The sequence below is a fragment of the Enterobacter cloacae complex sp. IR5458 genome (assembly GCF_049238025.1).
GTDB classification, from domain to species: Bacteria; Pseudomonadota; Gammaproteobacteria; order Enterobacterales; family Enterobacteriaceae; genus Enterobacter; species Enterobacter kobei.
Window position 1 is genome coordinate 110057 of the sequence record NZ_JBMKIF010000002.1, and the last position, 26721, is coordinate 136777.

Sequence of the window (26721 nt, forward strand, 5' to 3'; positions counted from 1 at the left end):
ATAAAACTTTCCAGACACAACGCAAACGATTTCACATTACTCTAATTAGGGTCGACAGTAATGATCCCACAGATTTCTCAGGCACCTGGCGTCGTTCAACTGGTGCTTAATTTTTTGCAGGCACTGGAGCAACAGGGTTTTACAGGTGATACCGCCACGAACTATGCCGACAGGCTGACGATGGCCACCGATAACAGTATCTACCAGCTTCTTCCCGATGCCGTCGTTTTCCCTCGTTCAACCGCCGACGTGGCGCTGATTGCCCGGCTGGCCACGCAAGAGCGGTTCGCCTCTCTGGTCTTTACGCCGCGTGGCGGCGGCACCGGGACCAATGGTCAGGCGCTGAACCAGGGCATTATTATTGACATGTCGCGCTATATGAACCGCATCATTGAGATCAATCCTGAAGAGGGATGGGTGCGGGTTGAAGCGGGCGTCATCAAAGATCAGCTAAATCAGTATCTCAAGCCTTACGGTTACTTCTTCGCGCCGGAACTCTCCACCAGTAACCGTGCGACCCTTGGGGGCATGATCAATACCGATGCGTCCGGTCAGGGGTCGCTGGTCTACGGAAAAACCTCCGATCACGTGCTGGGCGTGCGTGCGGTTCTGCTGGGTGGCGATATTCTTGATACCCAGCCGATGCCGGTCGAACTGGCGGAAACGCTGGGTAAAGACAACACCACCATCGGGCGTGTTTATCGCACGGTGCTGGAGCGCTGTCGTGACAACCGCCAGCTGATCCTCGATAAATTCCCCAAACTGAACCGCTTCTTAACGGGCTACGACTTGCGTCACGTCTTTAACGACGATCTGACGCAGTTCGATTTAACCCGGGTGTTGACCGGCTCTGAAGGCACGCTGGCGTTTATCACCGAGGCGCGGCTGGATATCACCCGTTTACCGAAGGTGCGTCGTCTGGTGAACGTCAAATATGACTCCTTCGACTCCGCGCTGCGTAATGCACCGTTTATGGTTGAGGCGCAGGCGCTGTCGGTAGAAACCGTCGACTCTAAAGTGCTGAATCTGGCGCGGGAGGACATTGTCTGGCACTCCGTGCGGGAGTTGATTACCGACGTGCCGGATAAAGAGATGCTGGGTCTCAATATCGTGGAGTTTGCTGGCGATGACGCGGAACTGATTGAGAGCCAGGTGACGACGCTCTGCCAGCGTCTGGATGATCTCATTGCGCAGGGTGAAGGCGGCGTGATTGGCTGGCAGCTCTGTAACGATCTGGCCGGTATTGAGCGTATCTATGCGATGCGTAAAAAAGCCGTGGGCCTGCTCGGCAATGCAAAAGGCGCAGCGAAGCCGATTCCGTTTGCCGAAGACACCTGCGTGCCGCCTGAGCATCTGGCGGATTATATCGTTGAGTTTCGCGCGTTGCTGGACAGCCACGGCCTGAGCTACGGCATGTTCGGCCACGTCGATGCCGGGGTGCTGCACGTGCGCCCGGCGCTGGACATGTGCGACCCGCAGCAGGAGATCCTGATGAAGCAGATCTCTGACGATGTGGTGGCCTTGACCGCCAAATATGGCGGTCTGCTGTGGGGGGAGCACGGGAAAGGGTTCCGCGCGGAATACAGCCCGGCCTTCTTCGGGGAACAGCTCTATGCGGAATTACGCAAGGTCAAAGCGGCCTTCGACCCGCATAACCGCCTCAATCCCGGAAAGATCTGCCCGCCTGAAGGCGTGGATGCGCCAATGCTGCAGGTGGATGCCGTCAAGCGCGGTACCTACGACAGGCAGATCCCGATTGCGGTGCGATCCTCCTGGCGCGGCGCGATGGAGTGTAACGGCAACGGCCTGTGCTTTAACTTCGATGTGAAAAGCCCGATGTGTCCGTCGATGAAAATCACCAGCAACCGTATCCATTCTCCGAAAGGGCGGGCGACCCTGGTGCGCGAATGGCTGCGCCTGCTGGCCGATCGCGGCGTTGATCCGCTCAGGCTGGAGCAGCAGATACCGGAAAAACGGGCCAGCCTGCGCTCGCTGATTGAGCGCACCCGCAATAGCTGGCATGCCAGTAAGGGCGAGTATGATTTCTCCCATGAGGTGAAAGAGGCGATGTCCGGCTGTCTGGCCTGTAAAGCCTGCTCGACGCAATGCCCGATTAAGATCGATGTGCCGGAGTTCCGCTCGCGCTTCCTGCAGCTCTACCACACGCGCTATCTGCGCCCGGTGCGAGACCATCTGGTGGCAACCGTGGAAAGTTACGCACCGCTGATGGCGCGCGCGCCTAAGACCTTTAACTTCTTTATCAACCAGCCGCTGGTGCGCAAGCTCTCCGAAAAGCATATCGGTATGGTCGATCTGCCGCTGCTGTCGGTGCCGTCTCTGCAGCGCCAGCTTGTCGGGCACCGCTCGGCAAACATGACCCTGGAACAGCTTGAGGCGCTCACCCCCGAGCAAAAAGCGAATGTCGTGCTGGTGGTGCAGGATCCGTTCACCAGCTACTACGACGCCCAGGTGGTCGCGGACTTCATCCGCCTGACCGAAAAACTGGGGTATCAGCCCGTGGTTCTGCCGTTCTCGCCCAACGGCAAGGCGCAGCACATTAAAGGCTTCCTGACGCGTTTTGCGAAGACCGCGCGGAAAACCGCTGACTTCTTAAACCGTGTGGCGCAACTGGGTATACCCATGGTCGGCGTCGATCCGGCGCTGGTGCTTTGCTATCGCGATGAATATAAACAGACGCTGGGTGATAAGCGCGGCGAATTCCACGTCATGCTGGTGCATGAGTGGCTGCCGTCAGCCCTGGAAGCGCGCGCGGTTCAGGATGTCAGCGGTGAACCGTGGTATCTGTTCGGCCACTGCACGGAAGTGACGGCGCTGCCCGGCGCTCCGGCGCAGTGGGCATCCATTTTTGCCCGGTTCGGGGCGAAGCTGGAGAGCGTTAACGTGGGCTGCTGTGGGATGGCCGGTACGTACGGTCATGAAGTGAAAAACCACGCCAGTTCGCTCGGCATCTATGAGCTGTCCTGGCACCAGGCCATGCAGCGTTTGCCGCGAAACCGCTGTCTGGCGACGGGCTACTCCTGCCGCAGCCAGGTGAAACGGGTAGAAGGTAACGGCGTACGCCACCCATTACAGGCTTTACTGGAGATAATTGGATGATCTGGAAACGTGCCGTCACGCTGCAGGCGCTGAATGCCATGGGCGAGGGGAATATGGTGGGGCTGCTGGATATCCAGTTTACCCGCATTGGCGACGACGATATTGAGGCCACAATGCCTGTCGATCATCGGACTCATCAGCCGTTTGGTTTATTGCACGGCGGTGCGTCCGTCGTGCTGGCCGAAACGCTGGGCTCGGTTGCTGGGTATCTCTGCACCGAAGGTGAGCAGAAGGTGGTCGGGCTTGAGGTGAATGCCAACCACATTCGCTCAGTGCGCAGCGGACGCGTACGGGGTATTTGCCGCGCGCTCCATGCCGGCAGTCGGCATCAGGTGTGGCAGATTGATATCCTCGATGAGCAGGATCGCCTCTGCTGCTCGTCGCGTCTGACGACGGCGGTCGTGTAAAGTTTTCAGATGAATTGCCTTTGGTCAAAAACTAGCCAGCAGGTTGTGATATACTGGTCAGGATTTGTACATAAGCGAGGACATCATGGATACTGAAATAACCCCAACACAGCTGGCAATTGAATATTTACGTCGCGATAAGAGCAACCTGTCTCCGGCGCAGTACCTGAAAAAGCTGAAACAGCTTGAGCTGGAATTTACAGATTTGCTGGCGCTCTCTTCGAATGAATTGAAAGAAGAGATCTACTTTGCCTGGCGGTTGGGCGTTCACGTCCATTGAGTGAGTGTTGTTGAAAAGGCCGCAATTGCGGCCTTTTTTGTGCCTGACATTCAGTATCTGGCAGGAAGTTTGTTGATTTTAAGGAGACGGCCTTCTTCCATTTCGATAAACCCGCCGGTTTTTAAATCGGCCAGAATGCGCATGACCCCGCTTCGGGAGAGCTGGGTTTTCTCCCTGATATACCTTTCCGCCGTCACGCTGCCGCGATAGCTCTCATCTTCCTCCATCAGCTTTATGAGCTGCTGGCGAATCATCTCATACGCCGTCGGTGCCCCCTGAGGCATCACGTTGTTATAAAGACGGCTATAAACAAACATGAGCTGTTTTGAAAGCAGCCCCCACAAGGACTTTTCTTTGATGATGTCATTAACCCGCTCGGCGGTGAGCGTGCCTATCAGGCAAGGGCTTACGGTCTTGAGGTAGTCATTAAAATAAATGTCGGTCAGATTAGCGAGGCCGAAGAGGGCGGGACTGCGGGCCGTGGAGAGCATCATATCGTCGCTTCTTCTGTAGATAGCGACCGTCCCCTCAAGAATTAAATAGCACATTCCCTGACCATCGATCTGAAGGTCAAGTCGCTCGCCGCGAGCGGTTTGTCGTGTCGTACAGTCAGGCAGTAAGTGAGAAATAAGCTCTTGCGCGTAGGGTGAGCCACGTTGAGGCGTTTCTGGAAGGGACATGGTCGCTGCTAACCTTTAAATAAACCTGGCTAAGTATAGCGTCTATCGTCTCTGGCGGCACGGCGGCGGTCAATATTTTCGTGGCAGATGATGAATGTCGAGCAACACGCCACGCTCCATGGTGATGTACTTCCCGGTGCGCAGTTCCGAGAGGATACGCATAATTCCGCTGCGCGAAAGATAGGTCCGGCTTTTGATGTAGGCTGCCGCCGTCGTATTTAACCGGATTGCGTCGGGTTCCTGCATCAGTTCTACAAGCTGGAAGCGGATAATATCGTAGGCCGACATTTGCGATATTTGCGCGCAGTGTTCGTAGACCCGCGAGGCGGTATAAATAAGCAGCTTAGAAAAGTGCTCCCATAAATTATGTTGCGACACAATTTGATTGAAGCTCTCCAGCGGCACGCGGGCGATCTCTGCGGTCTCCAGCGCCCGGACATACAGGTGCTCAGAGGAAAACTGACTGCTGACACCGAGAATAAAAGGAGTAGATTCAGAGTTTAAAACAATGCCGTCGCCGCGCCGATGAAGCGCCACGCTCCCCTGGAGAAGCAGAAAGCATTGCCGAATATCATCTTTATAATAATGTACCGTTTCGCCACGGCCGATGATCATTCTGTTGGCCACAGGCAAAACATGTTTAATCAGCGTGTCTATATGGGCGAACGGTTTTAAATCCAGAACTGAGGACTGGTGATTATTCAGTTGGGTGGTTAAACGCGTATTCATAAGATACCTCACAGCGACGCTTTGTATGATCAATTTTTGATCTGCGAAGGGAATTATCTTAAAAATGAAGAACTCAGGGAATATTCCCCGCAGGTCTAAAAGTAGACCGGGGGATCTCAGGAGTCTAACGTTCTGAATCACAGGAGAAAGTGTGTCGGGTCTACAATTAGACTCGCTCACTATTCGATAATTTTCTGCTGTGATAAATGTTGTTTTTTCGTTAAATCACAGTCTACAGCTAGACCATCAAAAAGTTGTTTTCAGGAAAATGATTATATAAATTTTATCCAGTCAGTCAGAAAGACCTTATGCCATCGATTGGGAAATAAAAGAATGTTAACTGGTTCTTTTATCGGCTTTCTGCTACGTGAATTTCAATAATAAATAAAGTTATCCAGTAAACAGGAACATGATGATTATGAAAAAGAATATTATTTTAGCAATGGTAGCGGCAGGTTCCGCCTTAATGATGGGCAATGCCTTTGCGGCTGCGGGCACCGTAAACTTTAATGGCAACATCCTGGATTCAGCCTGCGATGTTGCGGTGGCCTCTCAAAACCAGGTGGTGGTATTAGGTGATTATTATAAAACAGAATTTCCAACCACCGGTTCAAGAACGGCGGCAACGAAATTCAATATTATTCTGAAGAATTGCCCGGTAACCGTGACCAGTGCCAAAGTCCGTTTTGACGGCACGCCCGATATGACCAATACGGATCTGCTGGCGATTGATACGTCCGTCGCCGGTGCCGCAACCGGGGTTGCCATCAATTTGATGACTGCTGATAAAGTCGACCTGCCGCTGCATAGCAGCAATAGCTACAACTATTCGTTAAGCAGCAGTGCTGACAATACGTTGGATTTCTATGCGCAGTATATTTCAACGGCAGCAGCGGTAACATCCGGTCCTGCAAACTCCGTCGCTAACTTCTCTGTTGTTTATAACTAATTACTCAGCAGCAAAAAGTCCGCTCCGCAAGGTGTTGTGTGGGGGCAGTCATTGCCCCCTTGTATCAAGAGGTTCAAAATGAATGTTATTAGCAAAGCCCTGCTGAGCGCGGCTGTTATTATGGCGTCGCTGTCACAGGCTTCTGCCGGGGTTATTATTGGCGGTACCCGCGTTATTTTTGATGGTGGAAAAAAAGAAGCCTCCATCAGCATCAATAATGCGGATGAAGCCCCTTACTTAATCCAGTCCTGGATTGAGATGCCAGAAGGTAATGCTAATAAAGCGCCTTTTATCATCACCCCACCGCTCTACAGGCTTAACGGTGGTCAGCAGAATATTGAACGTATTTTGCTCACCGGCTCGTTGCCGCAAGATAAGGAAAGTCTGTTCTGGCTGAACATTAAAGCGATACCGTCAGCCACGAAACAGGCTAATTCATTGCAGATTGCCGTGAAGACACGCATCAAGCTTATTTATCGTCCGGAAAAGCTGAAGGCGTCAACGCCGGAGGATCAGGTAAATAAATTAGCCTGGTACCGCAGCGGAAATAAAATTCAGGTCTCTAATCCTACACCCTATGTCATTAACTTTAATGACATAAACGTCGGGGGTAAAAAACTGGAGGAGGCCTCCTGGGTGGCGCCGGGCGCAGTGGCTGCATTTAGCTTACCGCCCGGCATTTCTGGCAATCAGATTCAGTTCAGCGTGATTAACGATTATGGCAGCCCGGGAATAAGACACCAGGCCAGTTTTTAATAGTTGAAAAACGGGCGCTCTCATTAGTGGGTCAGGTTTATGATGATGGCAACGAAAAATATAAAAATGCAACCCGCGCGTCTGGCTGTTTATATCACCTTCGCGCTGACGCATGCTGTATCTGTGGCGCATGCCCGGGAAACCTTTAACGCCGAGCTGGTGGAGCTGGATAATCCCGGGATGGCAAAAGCCGATTTATCTGCGTTTGAATCCGGTTCGCAGGCACCAGGGAAATACCATGTTGATATCATTCTTGACGACCAGCTTATTGAGACGGGGGATATTGATTTTATTGCAGGAAACGATGAGAAGGGAAATGACAGCCTGCGGCCTTGCCTGAGTATTGCACAGCTAAAAAGCTGGGGCGTCAAAACCGCACTGTTCCCCGGCCTGACGAGCGAAACGACATCCTGTGTCAACCTGCAGGCAATCCCGCATGCCAGTACCGATTTTCAGTTCGGCGCGCAGCGGCTGGTCATCAGTATTCCTCAGGCCGCGATCGATCTGCCTGCACGAGGGTATGTTTCGCCGGAACAATGGGATGAAGGGATCACCGCCGCGATGCTCAACTACAGCCTGAGCGGGGCGAACAGCCGGGCAAAACAGGCCGGCAATAAGAACAGTAACAGTCAATACGCCAACTTACGCCCGGGCATTAACGTTGGGCCGTGGCGGCTGCGCAACTACACCACCTGGTCGCGGGATGAGACGGGCCAGGACACGTGGGATACCGTCTACACCTACGCACAGCGGGCCATTATCCCGCTCAACGCACAGCTCACCCTGGGCGATAGCGCCGCGCCCGCAGACGTGTTCGACAGTATGCCGTTTCGCGGCGGACAACTGGCTTCCGACGACGACATGCTGCCGGATTCGCTGAAAGGCTATGCACCCGTGGTTCGCGGTATCGCGCGGACCAATGCCCAGGTGGTGGTGCGGCAAAATGGCTATCAGATTTATCAGACCTATGTTGCGCCTGGTGCATTTGAAATTACGGATATGTACCCCACGGGCGGCGCGGGCGATCTGGATGTCACCATTAAGGAAGCTGACGGCAGTGAGCAACATTTCACTCTACCGTATGCCTCGTTGCCGGTATTACAACGCGAGGGGCGCCTGAAATATGCGCTGACCGGGGGCCAGTACCGCTCTTATAACCATAACGTTGATAAGACGCCGTTTGGGCAAATCACCGGGATCTATGGTCTTTCGCGGGGCGTCACGCTCTACGGTGGGTTGCAGGCGTCGAGCAAATACCAGTCTGTCGCAGCCGGGCTCGGGAAAAACATGGGCGATTTGGGTGCGATTTCTGCGGACGTGACCCAGGCCTGGTCCACCCCGCAGGACGGCAAAAAATCCAACGGGCAATCCTGGCGCGCGCGTTACAGCAAGAACTTTGTGGGAACCGGAACCCAGTTTTCGATTGCAGGCTACCGCTACTCGACCCGCGGTTACTACGGCATGCAGGAGATCCTCGATTCCTGGGGTGACAGCGCTGCGCTTCAGGACCGGCTTCGCAACCGGGCCGAACTGACGATGAGCCAGACGTTGGGCAGCAATCTGGGTTCGCTGACCCTGAGCGCGGCCCGTGAAGACTACTGGAATTCGGGTAAAACGATGGCGTCATACAGCCTGGGTTACAACAACTACTGGCACAACATCAGTTACGGACTGACCTGGACTTACAGTAAAAACGGCAGTGCGGGTTCTTATGATGGTAATAAACGATACGACAGCGATCGGCTCGTGGCTTTCAACGTCAGTATTCCCCTTGAGAAATTTTTGCCGCAAACCTGGGCTAACTATGGCGTGAGCGCCAGTCAGCATAACGGCACCACACACAACATTGGTCTGAACGGGGTGGCGCTGGAAAACCATGCGCTGAACTGGAACGTGCAGCAGGGGTACGGGTCGGATGGCGTGGGCTACACGGGCAACCTGAATGGTGATTATAAAGGAACCTACGCTGAACTGACGGCGGGCTACAGCTACGACAAAAACAGCGAGCGCCTTAACTATGGCCTGCAGGGAGGCGTTCTCGCTCACCGGGAAGGGATCACCTTCTCACAGCCTCTCGGTGAGACCAATGTGCTGGTTAGCGCCCCGGGTGCGCACGATGTTGATATCCGTAATCAGGCGGGAGTCAAAACGGATTACCGGGGCTATACGGTGGTCAGTAATCTCTCCGTTTACCGTAAAAATGAGATCGCCCTTGCTCCGGAAAGTATGCCGGATGATGTTGAGCTGGAGATTAATACCCGCACAGTGACCCCGACGCGTGGCGCGATCGTGGTGGCTGATTATCAGGCGAAGGTGGGGCGCCGGGTGTTGTTTAACTTAACGCATAACGGCCATTTTGTTCCCTTCGGTGCAATGGCGAGCCTGAACGGTGTCGATAACAGCAGCGTTATCGTTGGCGATAAAGGACAGGTCTATCTCACCGGTCTGGATGCGCGGGGAACGGTCGTTGTTACCTGGGGTACGGAAAGCGACCGGCAATGCCGCGCACCGTTCGTCCTCCCTCCGCCATCATCGGCAGGCGGAATTACCGAACTCAACGTCACTTGTCTTTAGGGTTTTTTAAAATGCGCTTAATTACGATGATATGTCTGCTGTGTATCGCAGCAGGCTGGAGCAGTGCCCATGCAGGCACCTGCACGACGATTACGCCCCAGGAATCTACGTTGTCCATCGGCACCATTACGGTGCAGCGCGATGTGGCCGTTGGTACCGTTTTATTTTCGCGTAATGCGACAATCACCAGCGCCTATTTAACGGGATGCACGAGTCCGGTAATGCTGGGATTTAGCATGCGATATCTGAATGCAACCCAGAGCGCTTTCGGAAATCACGTCTATGACACAAACGTGAGTGGAATTGGTATTCGCTTTTCATCAGGGGGGTATTTTGAAAATCCGACCAATACCTTTTCCTATACCGCGCAGGCCAGCTATGTCGAATGGTGGGGCGGTAAAATAGAACTTATCGTGACCGGACCGGTCGCGTCAGGTTCACTCACGCCGGGAGTACTGGGCGTGGTGATGCTGCAGGGGAGCGATGGCATTTACCGTGATGCTCTGACGACCACGCTGCTGGGGGGAACGGTTAACGTGCTGGCCTGCAGCATCACCACCCCGCAGCTGACGTTCCCTATCGGCGATATTTCTGCGGCGACGTTTGGCTCGACGGTGGGCACCACACCGGCGGGCGCCCGGAATACGCAAAATCTTGGACTTAACTGCGATCCTGGCGCCAACGTGAATGTTTCGATCAGCGGTATTCAGAACCCGGACGTTGCGACGACGAGCGTGCTGGCACTTACGGGGCAAGAGAATACCGGCACGGCGAAAGGGGTTGGCGTTCAGTTGCTCTATAACGGCACGCCGCTGGCGTTAAATACGCGCCTGCCGTTAACCGTTGCCGCGGGCGGTCAGCAGACATTTCCGTTAACGGCGCGTTATTACCAGACAAAAACGACGGTTGAGCCCGGCACGGCCAATGCCTCTGCGACCTTAAATTTGACGTATCAGTGATGGATAAAGCGATGAATATTTTGCGCACGGCCGCGCTCGCCGCCACAGTAATAAGCAGCAATATCTTTGCGGCGGACAGCGTTAATGTCAGCGTTACCGGCAATATTATTGCCGCTCCGTGTATATTCAATGGAGGGAATGCCAGTCTGAATATTAATCTTGGCAATATACAGGCATCAAATATGGCTACGCCGGGATCTTCATCCGATCCTGTGCCCTTTAACCTGTTATTTACCCAGTGCCCGACGGGGACGCGCAGCGTGACGGTCTCCTTTACCGGCACTCCCGATCCGGATGCGGGAGCGGATTATTACATGAACAGCGGTTCGGCCACGCACGTTGCGATTGCGATGAGTGAGGCCGCGACAGGCGTGCTGAAAGGAACGGGTGCAAGCCTCACTCAACCTGTTTCAGCAGACAGAACGGCAACGATAGCCATGCTGGCATCGGTCAGATCCTTCACCGGCGGTGCGACGCCGGGGAGCATCAGTGCCGTCGTGGTCATGACGATGCAGTACAACTGATATGCTGAATATTGTGATTAAAGAGACCGACGCATTTTTCAGAGCGGGATTGCAGTGTTTTCTTGAGGATTTCTTCTTTCATAATTTCAAACATCTGCTTCACTTTGACGGCGAACTTTCTCATGAAAATGTCAGTGCCGCCGATATTATTTTTCTCTCTTTATGTCAGGGGGAAACCCTGACCTGTTATCCCGAATTACAGGCGCGGAAAAAAGGAATTGTGGTTGGGCTGGTGGATGATGAACACCGTTTCTCGACATATCCGTCCTGTTTTCAGGATATGATTTTTATCTCGCGCCGCGCGTCGCTGGACAGGATCACCGAGGCGCTGTTTATCGCATGGTACCGCACACAGCTCTCAAGTTTTCACTGGAGGAAGAGAAGCTGCAGCGAATGCCAGCATAAAATATTATCGCCACAGCAAATTCGCGTTATGGTAAGTTTTTACAAAGGATTATCGGTAGGGCAGATCGCGAATAAGCTTAAAACAAGTGATAAAACTATTTTTACCCATAAATATTTGCTGATGCAAAAATTCAACCTGCGCAGTGATTTTGAGCTGGTGGCTTTGATTCACAGGATGGTGGAGAAGAATACCCCTGGAAACCGGTTGCGAGACTATCTGACTCACCATCATGGTTAACCAGTATTCCCAATAACATACCAGGGGCGCAATAGTGTCATTCATTATCGCGCCCCTGATTCTACAAATTACAAAACCGTTAAGCCTCTTTTTCCTTACACGTTCACGGCATTAATCAACCGCGTTTTCATCGTCTGGTAAGACGACGCCGCAAAATCCTCCGCCCAGCGCTGGTCCTCAATGGCTTCCAGCGTTACCGCGCAGTACTTGGTTTCCGGCGTTTTAGAGACAGGGTCAAGGTTGTCCTGCGTTAACTCGTTGCAGGCGCCAATCCACCACTGGTAGGTCATATAGACCGCACCGGCGTTGATACGCTCACTGATGCTGGCGCGGGTGATGACCTTGCCCCTGCGTGAACGAACCCACACCAGTTGGCCGTCACGGATGCCCAGCTTATCCGCATCGGCTGGATGCATCTGTACCCGGCCAGGTTCGTCGGCCAGGCTTTGCAGCGCGGCGCAGTTCCCGGTCATTGATCGGCAGGAATAATGTCCCACTTCACGCACCGTGCAGAGCACAAGAGGGTAGTCATCATCAGGGGTTTCTGCCGGTGCGCGCCACGGTGCAGCAAAGAGCTGCCCCTTGCCGGTTGGGGTGTCGAACTGATTGTCTTTGTACAGGTATGGCGTTCCCGGATGATCCAGCGTCGGGCACGGCCACTGCACGTGGCCCATTTCGCCCATTTTTTCATAGGTCACGCCATAGAAAAGAGGGCACAACGCGCGCATCTCGTCCCAGATCTGCTGGTTATCGTCGTAGTGCATCGGATAGCCCATTTCGGTGGCGAGCAGGCTGATGATCTCCCAGTCACGCTTAACGTTGCCGCTGGCCTGAATGGCCTGGCCAAAACGCTGGAACCCCCGGTCGGCACAGGTAAAGACGCCGCCGTGTTCCCCCCAGGAGGTGGCAGGGAGCAGCACGTCAGCCACTTCCGCCGTTTTGGTCATAAAGATGTCCTGAACCACGACAAAATCGAGAGCGTCAAAACCGCTGCGGACCAGGCCGAGATCGGCTTCCGTCTGGAGCGGATCTTCCCCCATGATGTAATAGGCTTTAACCTTGCCTTCCAGCGCCAGGTGAGGCACTTCGGTAATGCGCGTCCCGACGCGATCGTCCATTTTGTTGACGTCAATTCCCCAGGCATCGGCGAACTTCTGTCTGACGGCGGGATCGGTCACATCCTGATAGCCGGGGAACATATTCGGCAGCACGCCCATGTCACAGGCACCCTGAACATTGTTTTGTCCACGCACGGGACCGACGCCGACGGCAGGACGGCCGAGGTTGCCGGTCAGCAACGCCAGGCTGGAAAGTCCTTTAACCACATCCACAGCCTGACCAAACTGGGTCACGCCCATTCCCCACATCACGGTGGCGGAAGGGGCCGCCGCGAACGTACGCATTGCCTGACGAACATCACTGGCGGGAATGCCGGTGAGGTGTTCAACCCGCTCTGGGGCATACTCTTTGACCGTCTGCCGATAGGCTTCAAGCCCTTCAGTAAAGCGTGCGACGTAGTTTTTGTCGTACAGCTCCTCTTCCAGCAGCACATAGCCAAAAGCGTTGACCAGCGCCATGTTACTGCCGTTTTTCAACTGCAGATGCTGGTCGGCAATGCGTGCCGTTTCGATGCGGCGCGGATCGCAGACGATGATTTTTGCACCGTTTTCCCGGGCTTTCAGCACGCGACGGGCGACGATAGGGTGGGAGTCTGCGCAGTTGTAGCCAAATACCAGCAGACATTTTGAGTTTTCAATATCGTTGATTGAATTACTCATTGCGCCGTTGCCAAGTGTCTCCTGTAAACCGGCCACGGAAGGGCCGTGACAAACGCGCGCGCAGCAGTCTACGTTGTTCGTGTTCAACACCGCACGGGCAAATTTTTGCATCACGTAGTTGGTTTCATTACCGGTGCCGCGTGATGAACCGGTGGTCATGATCGCGCGCGGACCGAATTGCGCTTTGATACTGCTGAGCTTGTGGGCGGTGTAGCGGATAGCCTCTTCCCAGGTCACGGGGGTGAATGCCTCTCCCTTACGATAACGGATCATCGGTTGGGTCAGGCGGGGAGTGAGCAGACGGGTGTCGTTGAGGAAGTCCCAGCCGTAAAATCCTTTCAGGCACAAGGTCCCCTGGTTTGTGACCCCCTCTGCCGCTTCGGCGCGGAGGATACGGTTATTTTCAACAACAAGGTTTAATTTGCAGCCTGCACCACAGTAAGGGCAGACGCTGGCGATTTTTTTCATCAATAACAGACCTGTTAAGAAATGAAGCAAAATGACTGGTAAGCCCAGTCCCGTAAAAGGGATTAAGCAGAAACCATGCCATATTTAAAGTGCTTGTTTTACAGGGTGTTATGAGGGCGGGGGCGTGTCATCGTCAAATGTTCGTCAGTTTTGACGATGACACGAGAGCAGCGGCTGGGAATTAAAGGTCGTCCATGGTGTAACCCACGACGATTTCAAGCGTCTTACGAATAACATCCGCCTGAACAACATCATGGGTGGCTTCCAGCGTCTGGATGAGCCACAGAATGATGGCTTTATTTGACAGATGGCCTTCGGAAGCCAGAACACAGCGTACTGCAGTAGAAAAAACAGCGGACTCTTCAGCAAAACGATCGCCTGCGTGACGGAAATACTCCGACAGCGCGCTTTCTAAAAAAGCAGAATGGTATTCGGGTTGAAGCTGAATATTTTGTCTCATTTGTTCTCACCGTAGCTGTTAAATTGCAGTCAATGTATTTTTTTGGGATCGGACGGTTTTCCATTTCCAAATAACGGCACTACATTGTCTCGGTTATCATTGAGAGGTCCCTCTCTTGTTATTCGTCCTTGCGCGGTTCTGCGACGTTTTAATGGGAAGCTGTTTGAGCCGAGTTCGGCAATCACCTTCGCCAGTGTCTCCCGCCGCCGGGGATCCTTTTCATGTACTTTCATATCCCGCAGACGCTGTACAAGAGCCTCAGTGGTGATCGGGCCGTGCTCTTTCAACAGAGAAAGAACGGCTTCCCCAATCAACTGGTCAGTCAGCTTATCTGCGTCACTGCTATTCATAACCTTACCGTTCGAAGAGCAGACCAAGCAGCATGTGATAGTGCTCTTCCTCTTCAGGGCCATCGGCTTTTTCGAGGCGGCTTAACAGCTTGGTACAGAGCGATTTGCGATTAAGGTTTCGCCCGTCGCTCAGGATTTCAACCACAACTTGTCCCAGCGTTTCCTGTTGAGTGGGAAGCGCGGCTTTTTCGAAGTACTGTGCGATCGCTGCTGCGGAATCTGCGACGTAACCTTTCTGCTGCATGTTTCGCTCCTGTAAAATTTTGTAATCAGTAACGTTACATTTAAGGTATACACAATTTCCAAATCTGTACATAAAAAATGTACAGATTTTTAATAAAATCAGGATATATTTTATAAATTTTATATTTTTCAATTTGTTGTGTGTTGTTCATGAAACGGTAACGTTACAGAATATATTGTACAAATTGACGAGCCACTGTTAAGTTGTACAGCGCCCCATAAATGCACCATTAACGGTCGTAAATGATTGAGATGTAAATTATTTGTCAGGCAATTAATGTGCTATAAAAAGAAGTCTCCCCACATGTTTTTGTGGTCAAACCCTAACCCCCCAGGACTCGCATGCTTACAACCATCATTTACCGCAGTCACATCTGCGAGGACGTGCCAGTGAAAGCGCTGGAAAATATGGTCGCTGCTGCAAATAGTAAAAACCGGCAATCCAGCGTCACGGGGATCTTGCTGTTCAACGGCACACATTTTTTTCAATTGCTTGAAGGGCCTGCGGAAAACGTAACGTCCATCTACGAACAGATCTGCTCTGATACGCGCCACCATAATGTGGTCGAGCTGATGCGCGATCACGGGCCTTCACGGCGTTTCGGTAAAGCGGGTATGGAACTCTTTGATTTGCGCCAGTACGACAGGGAAGAGGTGCTCCAGCAGGTGCTTGATAAAGGCACAACCCGCTACCAGTTGACCTACAACGACCGTGCGCTGCAGTTTTTCCGCACCTTTGTCGAGGCCACAGAGAAAGCCAACTATTTTGAGCTGCCGCCTGCGGATTCCTGGGATTTCGTCCCGGAAGAAACGCGCTTATCTGCGCAGCCTGAAGTCGTGGCAAAAGGGGCGGACTGTAGCTTTGCGTTTCAGCCTATCGTCGATCCTTTCATGCAGCAGGTTGTCTCCTGGGAAGCGCTTCTGCGCACTCCATCCGGTGACTCACCGGGAGCGTATTTCGCCAATCGCACGCGTGAAGAAGTGCATGCTTCTGATTTGCAAAGCAAACAGGTGGCTCTCTCCATGGCCAGCGCGCTGGGGTTACAGGATCAGACTTTATCCATCAACCTGCTGCCTATGACGCTGGTCAACGTGCCCAATGCCGTGGACTTTCTGCTCACCGCTATTGATGCAAATGGCTTTGTGCCGGAGCAAATTGTGGTGGAGTTTACCGAAAGTGAAGCCATTTCCCGTTTCGATGAGTTTACGCATTCGGTCAGACAGCTAAAAAGTGCGGGTATCAGCGTAACCATCGATCACTTCGGTGCCGGTTTTGCCGGGTTGCAGCTCCTGGCGCAATTCCAGCCGGACAGAATTAAGATTAATCGCGATCTGGTCGCGAACGTGCATAAAAGTGGCCCACGGCAGGCCATTATTCAGGCGATAATCAAATGCTGTGCCTCACTGGAAATACAATTTTGCGCGGTGGGCGTGGAGAAGGCGGAAGAGTGGATGTGGCTCGAGTCTGCGGGCATTTCTCAGTTCCAGGGGCATCTTTTTGCCAGCCCCCGACACGGCGGTATCCCGGCTATCGCATGGCCAGAGAAAAAATACGATTTCTGACGAAGCTGTACAAAAACCTGCAGACTTGACTGTACGGCAGGCAAGATTTGTACAACAATGTATTAACAGCTGGATGGCCTTGCAGGCCATTCACCCGTGCAAAATGAGGTCTGAATTCTACAAATGGTTTGTACAATCTGATAAGGTTGGTGTAGTTAGGTATGGAAGTTCTGAGCGTGAGGGAGTTAATGGCCTATTACAGTATCGGCGAAGTGGCCGAACGATGCGGTATCAACCCCGTTACGCTGCGTGCCTGGCAGCGCCGTTATGGATTGTTGAAGCCGCAGCGAAGCGAAGGGGGTCATCGTCAGTTTGACGACGAAGATATCCTGCGTATCGAAGAGATCAAGCGCCTGATGAAAAGCGGCGTTTCGGTCGGAAAAGTAAAATCCTTGCTGGAAAATAAGGAAGTGATGACTCAGGGTAACTGGGCTTCTTTCCAGGAAGAGATGATGACCGTTCTGCGTTATGCCAGCCCGGCAAAGCTGCGCGCCAAAATCGGTGAATTCCGCCGCGATCACGCGATGGATGCGCTGATCGATAACATCATTTCACCCGTCCGTCAGCGAATGAATCAGGATCAAAACACCGTACGCCATATGGCGAGTCTGTTTGACGGTGTCCTGATTGAATTTGCGATTGCAAGCCTCGCGGAATCGCGCAAGAAAGCGGGTAAAGACGCACTGCTGATTGGCTGGGAATGCGATGACCGTACACATCTTTGGCTTGAAGCCGCGCGTTTAGCCCAGAAAGGCTGGCATATTGACGTGCTGGCGGAACCCATTGATTCGCCGCGTCCTGAACTGTTCCCCGGGCAAAAAATCTTCGTCTGGACGGGAACATCGCCAACGCCCCGTCAACAGGAACAGCTCGATCACTGGCGTGAGCAGGGATTTAGCGTTTCATTTCACCACTGATTATCTGAGGCCTTGCGGCCTTTTTTTTTGTTTTTTCTCCTTTCCAGAGCAAAAGCTATCTTAAAAATAGGCATTTCCGATGCATATTTTACGTCCCCGTTTTGCGCTTTCTCGCTGATTAAATAAGCCATTATTTTTCAAAGTATTGAACAATTACATCCATCTCGCCCGCATCTTCAGACAGGGTCTATGCTTAATAAAAGTAGACAAAAAGGGCGGTTTAGCCGAATGCCCCTGCTGACAGAGGGTTGAAGTGATAATCGTTATCACTAACATGGTGTTATGCCCTGATGGCTAATCAGATGAGGTGGACCTATGGAACTGCATTCAGAAACCTTCAATCCTGCCGATTTTGCCTGGCGCGGTTTGACGCTCACGCCTGCGGCGGCAGCGCATATCCACGAGCTGGTGGCGAAAAAGCCCGAGATCCTCGGCGTACGTTTAGGCGTTAAGCAGACCGGCTGCGCGGGCTTTGGCTACGTGCTGGATACTGTCACCGAACCCGAAAAAGATGATCTGGTCTTTGAAACCGACGGTGCGAAGCTGTACGTCGCGCTGCAGGCCATGCCGTTTATCGACGGCACGGAAGTGGATTATGTACGGGAAGGTTTAAACCAGTTATTCAAATTTCATAACCCGAAAGCCCAGAACGAATGCGGCTGCGGCGAAAGCTTTGGGGTATAGGCGGTACTATGTCTCGTAATACTGAAGCAACGAGTGATGTAAATACCTGGAGCGGCGGGCACCTTAATTATAAAGAAGGGTTCTTCACGCAGCTGCAGACCGATGAGCTGGCGAAAGGCATCAACGAAGATGTCGTGCGCGCCATCTCGGCCAAACGCAACGAACCCGAGTGGATGCTGGAGTTCCGCCTGAGCGCTTACCGTGCCTGGCTGGAGATGGAAGAACCGCACTGGCTGAAAGCCCATTATGACAAGCTGAATTATCAGGATTACAGCTATTACTCTGCGCCATCCTGCGGCAGCTGCGATGATACGTGCGCTTCGCAGCCCGGTGCAGTACAGCAGACCGGTGCGGAGAACAGCTTCCTCAGTAAAGAGGTGGAAGAGGCGTTCAATCAGCTCGGCGTCCCCGTGCGCGAGGGGAAAGAGGTCGCCGTAGACGCTATTTTTGACTCCGTTTCGGTGGCGACCACCTATCGTGAAAAGCTGGCGGAGCAGGGGATTATTTTCTGCTCCTTTGGCGAAGCGATTCATGATCATCCCGAGCTGGTGAAAAAGTACATCGGCACCGTGGTACCGAGTAACGATAACTTCTTCGCCGCGCTCAACGCTGCGGTGGCGTCGGACGGGACCTTTATCTACGTGCCGAAAGGCGTGCGCTGTCCGATGGAGCTCTCCACCTATTTCCGCATTAACGCCGAAAAAACCGGCCAGTTCGAACGCACTATTCTGGTGGCGGATGAAGGCAGCTACGTCAGCTATATCGAAGGGTGCTCCGCCCCGGTACGCGACAGCTATCAGCTGCACGCGGCGGTCGTTGAAGTCATTATTCACAAAGACGCTGAGGTCAAATACTCAACGGTGCAGAACTGGTTCCCCGGCGACGGCAATACCGGTGGGATCCTGAACTTCGTCACCAAGCGTGCGCTGTGTGAAGGTGAAAACAGCAAAATGTCCTGGACGCAGTCGGAAACCGGCTCAGCCATTACCTGGAAGTACCCGAGCTGCATTCTGCGCGGGGATAACTCCATCGGTGAGTTTTATTCTGTGGCGCTGACCAGCGGTCATCAGCAGGCCGATACCGGCACCAAGATGATCCACATCGGTAAAAACACCAAATCAACCATCATCTCGAAAGGGATCTCCGCCGGGCACAGCCAGAACAGCTATCGCGGGCTGGTGAAAATCATGCCAACGGCGACCAACGCCCGTAACTTCACCCAGTGTGACTCGATGCTTATCGGGGCCGACTGCGGAGCGCATACCTTCCCGTACGTCGAGTGCCGTAATAATTCAGCACAGCTGGAGCATGAGGCGACGACGTCGCGTATTGGGGAAGATCAGCTCTTCTACTGCCTGCAGCGCGGGATCAGTGAAGAAGATGCCATTTCGATGATTGTGAACGGCTTCTGTAAGGACGTGTTCTCTGAACTGCCGCTGGAATTCGCCGTTGAAGCACAAAAACTCCTCGCCATCAGTCTTGAACACAGCGTCGGTTAAGGGAAAGCACATGTTACGTATTAAAGATTTACAGGTTAGCGTGGAAGATAAAGCGATCCTGCGTGGCCTCAATTTTGACGTCAAACCGGGTGAAGTTCACGCCATCATGGGGCCTAACGGCTCCGGGAAAAGTACGCTTTCAGCGACGCTGGCGGGACGTGAAGATTACGAAGTGACGCACGGCTCGGTCGAATTTAACGGCAAAGATCTGCTGGAGATGTCGCCGGAAGATCGCGCGGGTGAAGGTATCTTCATGGCCTTCCAGTATCCGGTCGAAATTCCGGGCGTCAGCAACCAGTTCTTCCTTCAGACGGCGCTGAATGCGGTGCGCAAGTACCGCGGACTGGAAGCCCTGGATCGCTTCGACTTCCAGGATCTGATGGAAGAGAAGATCAAACTGCTGAAAATGCCGGAAGACCTGCTGACCCGTTCGGTCAACGTTGGTTTTTCCGGTGGCGAGAAAAAGCGTAACGATATTCTGCAGATGGCGGTGCTGGAGCCACAGCTGTGCATTCTGGATGAGACCGACTCCGGTCTGGATATCGACGCCCTGAAGATTGTCGCTGACGGGGTGAACGCCCTGCGTGACGGCAAGCGTTCGTTCATTATCGTCACTCACTACCAGCGTATTCTCGACTACATCAAGCCGGATTACGTCCACGTGCTTTACCAGGGACGCATTGTGAAATCCGGTGATTTCACGCTGGTTAAACAACTGGAGGAGCAGGGTTATGGCTGGCTTACCGAACAGCAGTAATGCACTCCAGCAGTGGCACCGGCTGTTTGAGGCGCAGGGGAATCGCTCTGAGCTGGCGCAGCAGCACCTGCAGCAGATGCTGCGCCTCGGCCTGCCGACGCGTAAACATGAAAACTGGAAATATACCCCGCTCGATGGCCTGCTGAGCGGCGAGTTTGTGGCGCGTCCGGCGGCGATCGGTCCGGAGCGACGAGATGCCCTGGCGTTGACCGTGGATGCGGTACGGCTGGTCTTTGTCGACGGCGTTTATCACCCTGAACTGAGCGATGACACCCGGGAGAGCGGTTACGGGATTGTGATTAACGACGAACGCCAGAGTCTGGGTGCCCCGGTTCAGCCGGAGGTTTTCCTGCATTTGACCGAGAGCCTCGCCCGCAGCGTGACGCATATCCAGGTTAAGCGTAACCAGCGTCCGGCCAGGCCGTTGCTTCTGATGCATATCACCCAGGGCGTAGAGGGCGATGAAATCAACACCGCCCACTATCGCCACCATCTTGAACTGGCCGAAGGGGCCGACGCGACGGTGATTGAGCATTACGTGAGTCTCAATGACACCCGCCACTTTACCGGGTCGCGTCTGACGATGAACGTTGCCGCCAATGCGCAGCTCCACCACATTAAGCTGGCGTTTGAGAACCCCCATAGCCACCACTTCGCGCATAACGATATCCTGCTGGGACCGGATGCCGCGGCGTACAGCCATAGCTTCCTGCTCGGCGGTGCGGTGCTGCGCCATAACACCAGTACCCAGCTTAACGGTGAAAATACCACGCTGCGTATCAACAGCCTGGCGATGCCGGTCAAATCAGAAGTGTGCGATACGCGCACGTGGCTTGAGCACAACAAAGGTTACTGCAACAGCCGCCAGCTGCACAAAACCATCGTCAGCGATAAAGGACGCGCGGTATTTAATGGTCTGATTAACGTCGCGCAACACGCCATCAAGACTGACGGGCAGATGACCAACAACAATCTCCTGCTGGGACGCCTGGCGGAGGTCGACACGAAGCCGCAGCTGGAGATTTACGCCGACGACGTAAAATGCAGCCACGGCGCCACGGTCGGGCGGATCGACGACGAACAGATGTTCTACCTGCGTTCCCGCGGTATCGACCAGCAGGCGGCGCAGAAAATGATTATCTATGCCTTTGCGGCGGAGCTTACGGAAGCGCTGCATGATGGCGTACTGAAGCAGCAGGTGTTGGCCCGTATTGGTCAGCGTCTGCCCGGAGGCGAAGCATGAGTTTTCCCGTAGAGAAAGTACGGGCAGATTTCCCGGTTCTGACCCGTGAAGTGAACGGTCTGCCGCTGGCTTATCTCGACAGCGCGGCCAGCGCGCAGAAACCGAATCAGGTGGTGGATGCGGAAGCCGAGTTCTACCGCCACGGTTATGCAGCAGTACATCGGGGGATCCATACCCTGAGCGCGGAAGCCACCCAGCGCATGGAGAACGTGCGCACGCAGGTGGCTGCCTTCCTCAATGCGCGATCGCCGGAAGAGCTGGTGTTTGTGCGCGGCACCACCGAGGGGATTAACCTCGTCGCTAACAGTTGGGGTAACGCTCAGGTCCATGCCGGGGATAACATCATCATTACCCAGATGGAGCACCACGCTAATATCGTACCGTGGCAAATGCTGTGTGAGCGCGTTGGCGCGCAATTACGCGTCATCCCGTTGAACCTCGACGGAACGTTACAGCTTGAGCAGCTTGACGCCTTGCTGGACGATAAAACGCGGCTCGTGGCGGTCACCCAGGTCTCTAACGTTCTGGGTACTGAAAACCCGGTTGCGGAGATTGTCGATAAGGCCCATCAGGCCGGGGCGAAAGTGCTGATTGACGGTGCACAGGCGGTAATGCACCACGCGGTGGATGTCCAGGCGCTGGACTGCGACTTCTACGTGTTCTCTGGACACAAGCTTTATGGCCCAACCGGCATCGGCGTGCTGTATGTGAAAGAGGACATCCTGCAGGCGATGCCGCCGTGGGAGGGGGGCGGGTCAATGATCGCTACCGTTAGCCTCTCGGAAGGGACCACCTACGCCCGTGCGCCGTGGCGTTTTGAGGCGGGCACGCCCAACACCGGCGGGATCATCGGGCTGGGGGCGGCGGTGTCTTACGTTTCCGGAATCGCCCTTGATGCCATTCAGGAGTACGAACAGCTGCTGATGCATTACGCGCTGCAGGAGCTGGCCAGCGTGCCGGACCTGACCTTGTACGGGCCGGCTGACCGACAGGGTGTGATTGCCTTTAATCTGGGACAACACCACGCCTATGACGTGGGCAGCTTCCTCGACAATTACGGCGTGGCCGTGCGCACCGGGCACCACTGCGCCATGCCGCTCATGGCCTTTTACCAGGTTCCGGCAATGTGCCGCGCATCGCTGGTGATGTATAACACAATGGAAGAGATCGACAGGCTGGTGGCGGGACTAAAACGCATTCACCAGTTGCTGGGCTGACAAAGAGGCGAACAATGGCAGAACTGCCGGATAAAGAGAAATTGCTGCGCAACTTTGGGCGTTGCGCAAACTGGGAAGAGAAATATCTCTACATCATTGAGCTGGGGCAGCGTCTGCCGCCGCTTAGTGAAGAGGCGCATACCCCGGAGAACAGTATTCAGGGCTGTCAAAGCCAGGTGTGGATTGTGATGGCGCAGTCTGACGATGGCACGATAACCCTGCAGGGTGACAGCGATGCGGCAATCGTAAAAGGGCTGATTGCGGTGGTCTTTATTCTTTATCACCAGATGTCAGCGCAGGATATTGTCGCCTTCGATGTCCGCCCGTGGTTTGAAAAAATGGCCCTCACCCAACACCTCACCCCGTCTCGTTCCCAGGGACTGGAAGCGATGATTCGCGCCATTCGCGCCAAAGCGGCAATCCTTAGCTAGACTTACAGAACAGCATTCATTCTGTTTCGCGAGGTGGTTCCCGCCTCGCTGGTTTTTCAGCTTTCTGGCATTCTGCCAGTGAATAAGGAATCTCAGCATGAAGCGCGCGTCTCTCATAACTCTATTACTCCTCAGTTCGCTCGGTGCACTTAATTCGGCCCGCGCGATGGACTATCCGTTGCCGCCCGCAGGCAGTCGCCTGATTGGGCAAAATCAAACCTACACCATACAGGAAGGGGATAATAAGCTGCAGACCATCGCCCGCCGGTTTAATACCGCGGCGCAGGTGATCCTCGAAACGAACAATACGATTGCGCCGGTAAACCCTGCACCGGGAACCGTTATCACGATCCCGTCGCAGATGCTGCTACCCGACACGCCGCGCGAGGGTATTGTTGTGAACCTCGCTGAGCTGCGGCTTTACTATTTCCCGCCGGGAGAGAACATTGTCCAGGTTTTCCCACTTGGCATCGGGCAACTGGGGCTGGAAACACCGGTGAGCACGACCCGCGTCAGTCAAAAAATCCCGAACCCAACCTGGACGCCGACGGCCGGTATCAGAGCCCGTTCGCTGGCGCAGGGAATTAAACTGCCTCCTGTGGTTCCCGCAGGGCCAAATAACCCGCTGGGACGCTATGCCCTGCGTTTGGGTATTGGTAATGGGGAATATCTTATCCACGGAACCAGTGCGCCAGACAGCGTTGGCTTGCGCGTCAGTTCCGGCTGTATGCGAATGAACGCCCCGGATATTAAAGCCCTGTTCGAACAGGTACGGGTTGGTACTCGGGTACAAATCATCAATGAGCCAGTGAAATTCGCGGTTGAGCCGGATGGTAAACGCTATATTGAGGTCCATCGTCCGCTGGCGCAGGTGGAAGGTGAAAACCCACAGATTTCGCCCATTACGCACTCCGCCGACTTTGCGACCTTTGTTTCACAGTCCGGAAGCGATAAGGCGCTGATCGATAAAGCCCTGGCGCGCCGTGCGGGGATCCCGGTTATGGTTTCTGCGGGAAGCGGCCCGTCGGCCAGTAACAGCGTATTGTCAGTGCAGAACAGTCGTGTGTCCGCGGCGGTAGCGGAAGAGGCAGGGGAGAAGATGACGCAGTAGAGCCGTATGACGCAGGCAAAAAAAATGGCGCACAATGTGCGCCATTTTATTAACAGGTACTATTACTTACGGTATTTAGTAGCCTGGTTGTCCAGACGCTGGTTAGCGCGAGCTGCGTCGTCTTTAGCAGCCTGAACGTCGGAACGCATTGCGTTCACGTCGTTGCTCAGCTGGTCAACTTTAGCGTTCAGAGTCTGAACGTCAGAAGACAGCTGATCGATTTTAGCGTTGCTGGAGCAACCAGCCAGCAGAGTAGAACCCAGGATTACCGCGCCCAGTACCAGTTTAGTACGATTCATTATTAATACCCTCTAGATTGAGTTAATCTCCATGTAGCGTTACAAGTATTACACAAAGTTTTTTGGGTTGAGAATATTTTTTTGATGGGAATACGCCTATTTTTGATCGTTCGCTCAAAGAAGCATCGAATCGGCCCTTTTTGAGTAAAAAGCTATGTAAAAAAAGGCATTTTTCATCGGATTCATCTTAGATAATTCGCAATTAAATAGAAAAACCCGATTTGCTTTTTGAATGAGTTTGGCTAATGACTGGAATAAAAAAAGCGCCCATTGGGCGCTTTTTATCAAAATTAATTCGTTCGTGAATTATTACAGCACGTGAACGGATGCAGTATTGGTCGTTCCGCTTGGTACCAGCGCACCAGAAACCATAACCACAACGTCGCCTTTCTGTGCCAGACCGCTTTCCAGAGCCATGGCTTTACCCTGAATGTAGAAATCGTCAGTAGAGGCAATCTCTTTAACCAGGTGTGCAACGACGCCTTTGCTCAGCACCAGCTGACGCGCGGTGGTTTCGTTGGTGGTCAGGGCCAGGATAGTGGCATCCGGGAAGTATTTACGCACTGCACGCGCAGATTTACCGCCCTGGGTCGCAACCACAATCAGTGGCGCTTCCAGTTTCTCAGCAGTTTCTACCGCACCGCGGCAAACGGCTTCGGTGATGCGCAGCTTGCGGCTGTCGTTATTGAAGTCCAGACGGCTGGTCATCACGCGGTCAGTACGTTCACAGATGGTCGCCATAATGCCAACCGCTTCCAGAGGATATTTCCCTTTTGCGGATTCGCCGGACAGCATAACAGCATCGGTACCGTCGAGGATGGCGTTAGCCACGTCGCCTGCTTCAGCGCGGGTTGGGCGTGGGTTTTTGATCATAGAGTCCAGCATCTGCGTAGCGGTAATAACCACTTTACGCGCGCGAACACATTTTTCGATCATCATCTTCTGCGCGAAGATCACTTCTTCAACCGGGATTTCAACGCCCAGGTCGCCACGTGCAACCATGATGCCGTCAGACGCTTCGAGGATTTCGTCGAAGTTGTTCAGGCCTTCCTGGTTTTCGATTTTGGAGATGATCTGGATCTTCTCGCCGCCGTGCGCTTTCAGGTGCTCGCGAATTTCGACCACGTCAGAACGCTTACGGATGAAGGACGCTGCAACGAAGTCAACGCCTTGTTCGCAGCCGAAGATCAGGTCTTGCTTGTCTTTTTCAGCCAGTGCTGGCAGCGCGATAGAAACGCCCGGCAGGTTAACGCCTTTGTTTTCGCCCAGGTCGCCGTTGTTCAGCACTTTACAGATAACCTTGTTACCTTCAATCGCGGTCACTTCCATACCGATCAGACCATCGTCGACCAGGACGGTGTTACCGACGGACAGATCGCTGGTGAAGCCTTCATAGGTGACCGCAACGATTTCGCTGTTACCCACAACGGATTTGTCCGTGGTGAAGGTGAACGTCTGGCCTGCTTTCAGAGAGACGTCGTTGCCGCCTTCCAGTTTGATGGTACGGATTTCCGGACCTTTGGTGTCGAGCAGGATAGCCGCTTTTTTACCGGTTTTGCTCATCACGTTGCGCAAGTTCTGGATACGCTGACCGTGTTCTGCATAGTCACCGTGAGAGAAGTTCAGACGCATCACGTTCATGCCGGCGTCCAGCATTTTGCTCAGCATCTCTTCGGATTCGGTTTTCGGGCCGATAGTACAAACAATTTTCGTCTTTTTCATGACAGTCTTAGTCTTTAAGTTGGGAAGGATATGGAAATCTCGCTCCGGGGGCGCACCGCCGCAGAGTCAAACCTGTGTTGCAAAAGAGTATATGACACGCACTAAGGATAGGAGACATCAAATGAGCGTGCAGAAGAAAGTGTGCCTGAGTGACAGCCCAACGAAGGAGAGGAGAAGTTGTACGTTGTTTTTTGTATTCCAAGCGCTGAAACCATTCACCAGGGATTTGGCGCGCATTATACGCTGATTTTAAGATAAAAGGAAAATGGAAACGGTGTTTCAGAAATAATCAATGCCGTTTTACATAATATTGTTATCAACGCGTTAAGCCATGATGACAACTTATCGCGGCAGGTGATTG

The 26721-nt window shown here is 53.6% G+C and carries 27 protein-coding genes; 18 read left to right on the forward strand and 9 right to left on the reverse strand.

Features of this window, described 5'->3' with window-relative positions:
* The first annotated feature begins 60 nt into the window (after positions 1-60).
* The 3 genes from ACOTYN_RS01965 to ACOTYN_RS01975 all read left to right on the forward strand — a co-directional run bounded on the left by ACOTYN_RS01965 (position 61) and on the right by ACOTYN_RS01975 (position 3804).
* A complete protein-coding gene (locus ACOTYN_RS01965; protein ID WP_332956259.1) occupies positions 61-3117 on the forward strand; it encodes a D-2-hydroxyglutarate dehydrogenase YdiJ in 3057 nt (1018 codons plus the stop codon).
* A complete protein-coding gene (gene menI, locus ACOTYN_RS01970) occupies positions 3114-3524 on the forward strand; it encodes a 1,4-dihydroxy-2-naphthoyl-CoA hydrolase (RefSeq protein ID WP_014883516.1) in 411 nt (136 codons plus the stop codon). The genes ACOTYN_RS01965 and menI overlap by 4 nt, the downstream gene beginning before the upstream one ends.
* An 85-nt stretch (positions 3525-3609) precedes the next feature.
* A complete protein-coding gene (locus ACOTYN_RS01975) occupies positions 3610-3804 on the forward strand; it encodes a YdiH family protein (RefSeq protein WP_003857766.1) in 195 nt (64 codons plus the stop codon).
* Positions 3805-3854: 50 nt separating this feature from the next.
* On the opposite strand, the gene ACOTYN_RS01980 is transcribed toward ACOTYN_RS01975, so the two are convergent.
* Positions 3855-4484, reverse strand: a complete 630-nt coding sequence (locus ACOTYN_RS01980) for a helix-turn-helix domain-containing protein (RefSeq protein ID WP_023332791.1) — start codon at positions 4482-4484, stop codon at positions 3855-3857.
* Positions 4485-4553: 69 nt separating this feature from the next.
* Positions 4554-5213, reverse strand: coding sequence for a helix-turn-helix domain-containing protein (locus tag ACOTYN_RS01985; protein WP_014883518.1), 660 nt, complete (start codon positions 5211-5213; stop codon positions 4554-4556).
* A gap of 418 nt (positions 5214-5631) precedes the next feature.
* Between ACOTYN_RS01985 and ACOTYN_RS01990 the strand changes: the two genes are divergently transcribed.
* The 6 genes from ACOTYN_RS01990 to ACOTYN_RS02015 all read left to right on the forward strand — a co-directional run bounded on the left by ACOTYN_RS01990 (position 5632) and on the right by ACOTYN_RS02015 (position 11618).
* On the forward strand, positions 5632-6162 hold the full coding sequence (locus tag ACOTYN_RS01990) for a fimbrial protein (protein ID WP_071922308.1): 531 nt from the start codon (positions 5632-5634) through the stop codon (positions 6160-6162).
* Between the two features lie 78 nt (positions 6163-6240).
* Entirely contained in the window at positions 6241-6918 is a 678-nt protein-coding gene (locus ACOTYN_RS01995) for a molecular chaperone (protein ID WP_332956372.1), read from the forward strand.
* Positions 6919-6963: 45 nt separating this feature from the next.
* Entirely contained in the window at positions 6964-9492 is a 2529-nt protein-coding gene (locus ACOTYN_RS02000) for a fimbria/pilus outer membrane usher protein (protein WP_071922305.1), read from the forward strand.
* Positions 9493-9503: 11 nt separating this feature from the next.
* A complete protein-coding gene (locus tag ACOTYN_RS02005) occupies positions 9504-10451 on the forward strand; it encodes a fimbrial protein (protein WP_071922307.1) in 948 nt (315 codons plus the stop codon).
* A gap of 11 nt (positions 10452-10462) precedes the next feature.
* The gene (locus ACOTYN_RS02010; RefSeq protein WP_023332796.1) at positions 10463-10975 is read left to right on the forward strand and encodes a fimbrial protein; all 513 of its coding nucleotides are present in this window, start codon (positions 10463-10465) and stop codon (positions 10973-10975) included.
* 1 nt (position 10976) lies between these two features.
* Positions 10977-11618: a helix-turn-helix transcriptional regulator gene (locus ACOTYN_RS02015; protein WP_069601958.1), complete on the forward strand. Its 642-nt coding sequence runs from the start codon at positions 10977-10979 to the stop codon at positions 11616-11618.
* 95 nt (positions 11619-11713) lie between these two features.
* Here ACOTYN_RS02015 and fdhF read toward each other — a convergent pair whose 3' ends face one another.
* The 4 genes from fdhF to ycgZ all read right to left on the reverse strand — a co-directional run bounded on the left by fdhF (position 11714) and on the right by ycgZ (position 14918).
* On the reverse strand, positions 11714-13864 hold the full coding sequence (gene fdhF / locus ACOTYN_RS02020) for a formate dehydrogenase subunit alpha (protein WP_032636849.1): 2151 nt from the start codon (positions 13862-13864) through the stop codon (positions 11714-11716).
* Between the two features lie 181 nt (positions 13865-14045).
* On the reverse strand, positions 14046-14324 hold the full coding sequence (locus ACOTYN_RS02025; RefSeq protein WP_014883526.1) for a biofilm/acid-resistance regulator YmgB/AriR: 279 nt from the start codon (positions 14322-14324) through the stop codon (positions 14046-14048).
* Positions 14325-14353: 29 nt separating this feature from the next.
* Positions 14354-14674 carry a hypothetical protein gene (locus ACOTYN_RS02030; protein WP_071922304.1) on the reverse strand — a complete coding sequence of 107 codons (321 nt, stop codon included), beginning with the start codon at positions 14672-14674 and terminating at the stop codon, positions 14354-14356.
* A 4-nt stretch (positions 14675-14678) separates the two neighbouring features.
* A complete protein-coding gene (gene ycgZ / locus ACOTYN_RS02035; protein ID WP_008500634.1) occupies positions 14679-14918 on the reverse strand; it encodes a regulatory protein YcgZ in 240 nt (79 codons plus the stop codon).
* A gap of 341 nt (positions 14919-15259) precedes the next feature.
* On the opposite strand from ycgZ, the gene ACOTYN_RS02040 reads away from it, so the two are divergent.
* The 9 genes from ACOTYN_RS02040 (at position 15260) to ldtE (ending at position 24339) form a co-directional block, all read left to right on the forward strand.
* Positions 15260-16480 (forward strand): diguanylate phosphodiesterase, encoded by a 1221-nt coding sequence (locus ACOTYN_RS02040; protein WP_014883528.1) that lies wholly within the window; start codon positions 15260-15262, stop codon positions 16478-16480.
* Between the two features lie 188 nt (positions 16481-16668).
* Positions 16669-17397, forward strand: a complete 729-nt coding sequence (locus ACOTYN_RS02045) for a MerR family transcriptional regulator (RefSeq protein ID WP_014883529.1) — start codon at positions 16669-16671, stop codon at positions 17395-17397.
* Positions 17398-17712: 315 nt separating this feature from the next.
* Positions 17713-18081: a Fe-S cluster assembly scaffold SufA gene (gene sufA, locus ACOTYN_RS02050; protein ID WP_008500631.1), complete on the forward strand. Its 369-nt coding sequence runs from the start codon at positions 17713-17715 to the stop codon at positions 18079-18081.
* A gap of 8 nt (positions 18082-18089) precedes the next feature.
* A complete protein-coding gene (sufB, locus tag ACOTYN_RS02055) occupies positions 18090-19580 on the forward strand; it encodes a Fe-S cluster assembly protein SufB (RefSeq protein WP_014883530.1) in 1491 nt (496 codons plus the stop codon).
* Positions 19581-19590: 10 nt separating this feature from the next.
* On the forward strand, positions 19591-20337 hold the full coding sequence (gene sufC, locus ACOTYN_RS02060) for a Fe-S cluster assembly ATPase SufC (protein WP_032636843.1): 747 nt from the start codon (positions 19591-19593) through the stop codon (positions 20335-20337).
* Complete coding sequence (gene sufD, locus ACOTYN_RS02065; RefSeq protein WP_059371958.1) at positions 20312-21580, forward strand: Fe-S cluster assembly protein SufD; 1269 nt, start codon at positions 20312-20314, stop codon at positions 21578-21580. The genes sufC and sufD overlap by 26 nt, the downstream gene beginning before the upstream one ends.
* Positions 21577-22797 (forward strand): cysteine desulfurase SufS, encoded by a 1221-nt coding sequence (sufS, locus tag ACOTYN_RS02070; protein ID WP_059371956.1) that lies wholly within the window; start codon positions 21577-21579, stop codon positions 22795-22797. The genes sufD and sufS overlap by 4 nt, the downstream gene beginning before the upstream one ends.
* Before the next feature lie 14 nt (positions 22798-22811).
* On the forward strand, positions 22812-23228 hold the full coding sequence (gene sufE / locus ACOTYN_RS02075) for a cysteine desulfuration protein SufE (protein ID WP_014883534.1): 417 nt from the start codon (positions 22812-22814) through the stop codon (positions 23226-23228).
* A gap of 97 nt (positions 23229-23325) precedes the next feature.
* Entirely contained in the window at positions 23326-24339 is a 1014-nt protein-coding gene (ldtE, locus tag ACOTYN_RS02080; RefSeq protein WP_032636838.1) for a L,D-transpeptidase LdtE, read from the forward strand.
* Positions 24340-24401: 62 nt separating this feature from the next.
* On the opposite strand, the gene lpp is transcribed toward ldtE, so the two are convergent.
* The 3 genes from lpp to ACOTYN_RS02095 all read right to left on the reverse strand — a co-directional run bounded on the left by lpp (position 24402) and on the right by ACOTYN_RS02095 (position 26562).
* Positions 24402-24638 (reverse strand): murein lipoprotein Lpp, encoded by a 237-nt coding sequence (gene lpp / locus ACOTYN_RS02085; protein WP_001082307.1) that lies wholly within the window; start codon positions 24636-24638, stop codon positions 24402-24404.
* A gap of 309 nt (positions 24639-24947) precedes the next feature.
* The gene (pykF, locus tag ACOTYN_RS02090) at positions 24948-26360 is read right to left on the reverse strand and encodes a pyruvate kinase PykF (RefSeq protein ID WP_014883536.1); all 1413 of its coding nucleotides are present in this window, start codon (positions 26358-26360) and stop codon (positions 24948-24950) included.
* Positions 26361-26367: 7 nt separating this feature from the next.
* Complete coding sequence (locus ACOTYN_RS02095; protein WP_418251742.1) at positions 26368-26562, reverse strand: hypothetical protein; 195 nt, start codon at positions 26560-26562, stop codon at positions 26368-26370.
* Between the last annotated feature and the right edge of the window lie 159 nt (positions 26563-26721).

Bases quoted from the DNA above. Each gene is read 5' to 3' on its own strand.
- ACOTYN_RS01965 (WP_332956259.1), top strand. From the start codon at position 61: ATGATCCCACAGATTTCTCAGGCACCTGGCGTCGTTCAACTGGTGCTT.
- menI (WP_014883516.1), top strand. From the start codon at position 3,114: ATGATCTGGAAACGTGCCGTCACGCTGCAGGCGCTGAATGCCATGGGC.
- ACOTYN_RS01975 (WP_003857766.1), top strand. From the start codon at position 3,610: ATGGATACTGAAATAACCCCAACACAGCTGGCAATTGAATATTTACGT.
- ACOTYN_RS01980 (WP_023332791.1), bottom strand. From the start codon at position 4,484: ATGTCCCTTCCAGAAACGCCTCAACGTGGCTCACCCTACGCGCAAGAG.
- ACOTYN_RS01985 (WP_014883518.1), bottom strand. From the start codon at position 5,213: ATGAATACGCGTTTAACCACCCAACTGAATAATCACCAGTCCTCAGTT.
- ACOTYN_RS01990 (WP_071922308.1), top strand. From the start codon at position 5,632: ATGAAAAAGAATATTATTTTAGCAATGGTAGCGGCAGGTTCCGCCTTA.
- ACOTYN_RS01995 (WP_332956372.1), top strand. From the start codon at position 6,241: ATGAATGTTATTAGCAAAGCCCTGCTGAGCGCGGCTGTTATTATGGCG.
- ACOTYN_RS02000 (WP_071922305.1), top strand. From the start codon at position 6,964: ATGGCAACGAAAAATATAAAAATGCAACCCGCGCGTCTGGCTGTTTAT.
- ACOTYN_RS02005 (WP_071922307.1), top strand. From the start codon at position 9,504: ATGCGCTTAATTACGATGATATGTCTGCTGTGTATCGCAGCAGGCTGG.
- ACOTYN_RS02010 (WP_023332796.1), top strand. From the start codon at position 10,463: ATGAATATTTTGCGCACGGCCGCGCTCGCCGCCACAGTAATAAGCAGC.
- ACOTYN_RS02015 (WP_069601958.1), top strand. From the start codon at position 10,977: ATGCTGAATATTGTGATTAAAGAGACCGACGCATTTTTCAGAGCGGGA.
- fdhF (WP_032636849.1), bottom strand. From the start codon at position 13,864: ATGAAAAAAATCGCCAGCGTCTGCCCTTACTGTGGTGCAGGCTGCAAA.
- ACOTYN_RS02025 (WP_014883526.1), bottom strand. From the start codon at position 14,324: ATGAGACAAAATATTCAGCTTCAACCCGAATACCATTCTGCTTTTTTA.
- ACOTYN_RS02030 (WP_071922304.1), bottom strand. From the start codon at position 14,674: ATGAATAGCAGTGACGCAGATAAGCTGACTGACCAGTTGATTGGGGAA.
- ycgZ (WP_008500634.1), bottom strand. From the start codon at position 14,918: ATGCAGCAGAAAGGTTACGTCGCAGATTCCGCAGCAGCGATCGCACAG.
- ACOTYN_RS02040 (WP_014883528.1), top strand. From the start codon at position 15,260: ATGCTTACAACCATCATTTACCGCAGTCACATCTGCGAGGACGTGCCA.
- ACOTYN_RS02045 (WP_014883529.1), top strand. From the start codon at position 16,669: ATGGCCTATTACAGTATCGGCGAAGTGGCCGAACGATGCGGTATCAAC.
- sufA (WP_008500631.1), top strand. From the start codon at position 17,713: ATGGAACTGCATTCAGAAACCTTCAATCCTGCCGATTTTGCCTGGCGC.
- sufB (WP_014883530.1), top strand. From the start codon at position 18,090: ATGTCTCGTAATACTGAAGCAACGAGTGATGTAAATACCTGGAGCGGC.
- sufC (WP_032636843.1), top strand. From the start codon at position 19,591: ATGTTACGTATTAAAGATTTACAGGTTAGCGTGGAAGATAAAGCGATC.
- sufD (WP_059371958.1), top strand. From the start codon at position 20,312: ATGGCTGGCTTACCGAACAGCAGTAATGCACTCCAGCAGTGGCACCGG.
- sufS (WP_059371956.1), top strand. From the start codon at position 21,577: ATGAGTTTTCCCGTAGAGAAAGTACGGGCAGATTTCCCGGTTCTGACC.
- sufE (WP_014883534.1), top strand. From the start codon at position 22,812: ATGGCAGAACTGCCGGATAAAGAGAAATTGCTGCGCAACTTTGGGCGT.
- ldtE (WP_032636838.1), top strand. From the start codon at position 23,326: ATGAAGCGCGCGTCTCTCATAACTCTATTACTCCTCAGTTCGCTCGGT.
- lpp (WP_001082307.1), bottom strand. From the start codon at position 24,638: ATGAATCGTACTAAACTGGTACTGGGCGCGGTAATCCTGGGTTCTACT.
- pykF (WP_014883536.1), bottom strand. From the start codon at position 26,360: ATGAAAAAGACGAAAATTGTTTGTACTATCGGCCCGAAAACCGAATCC.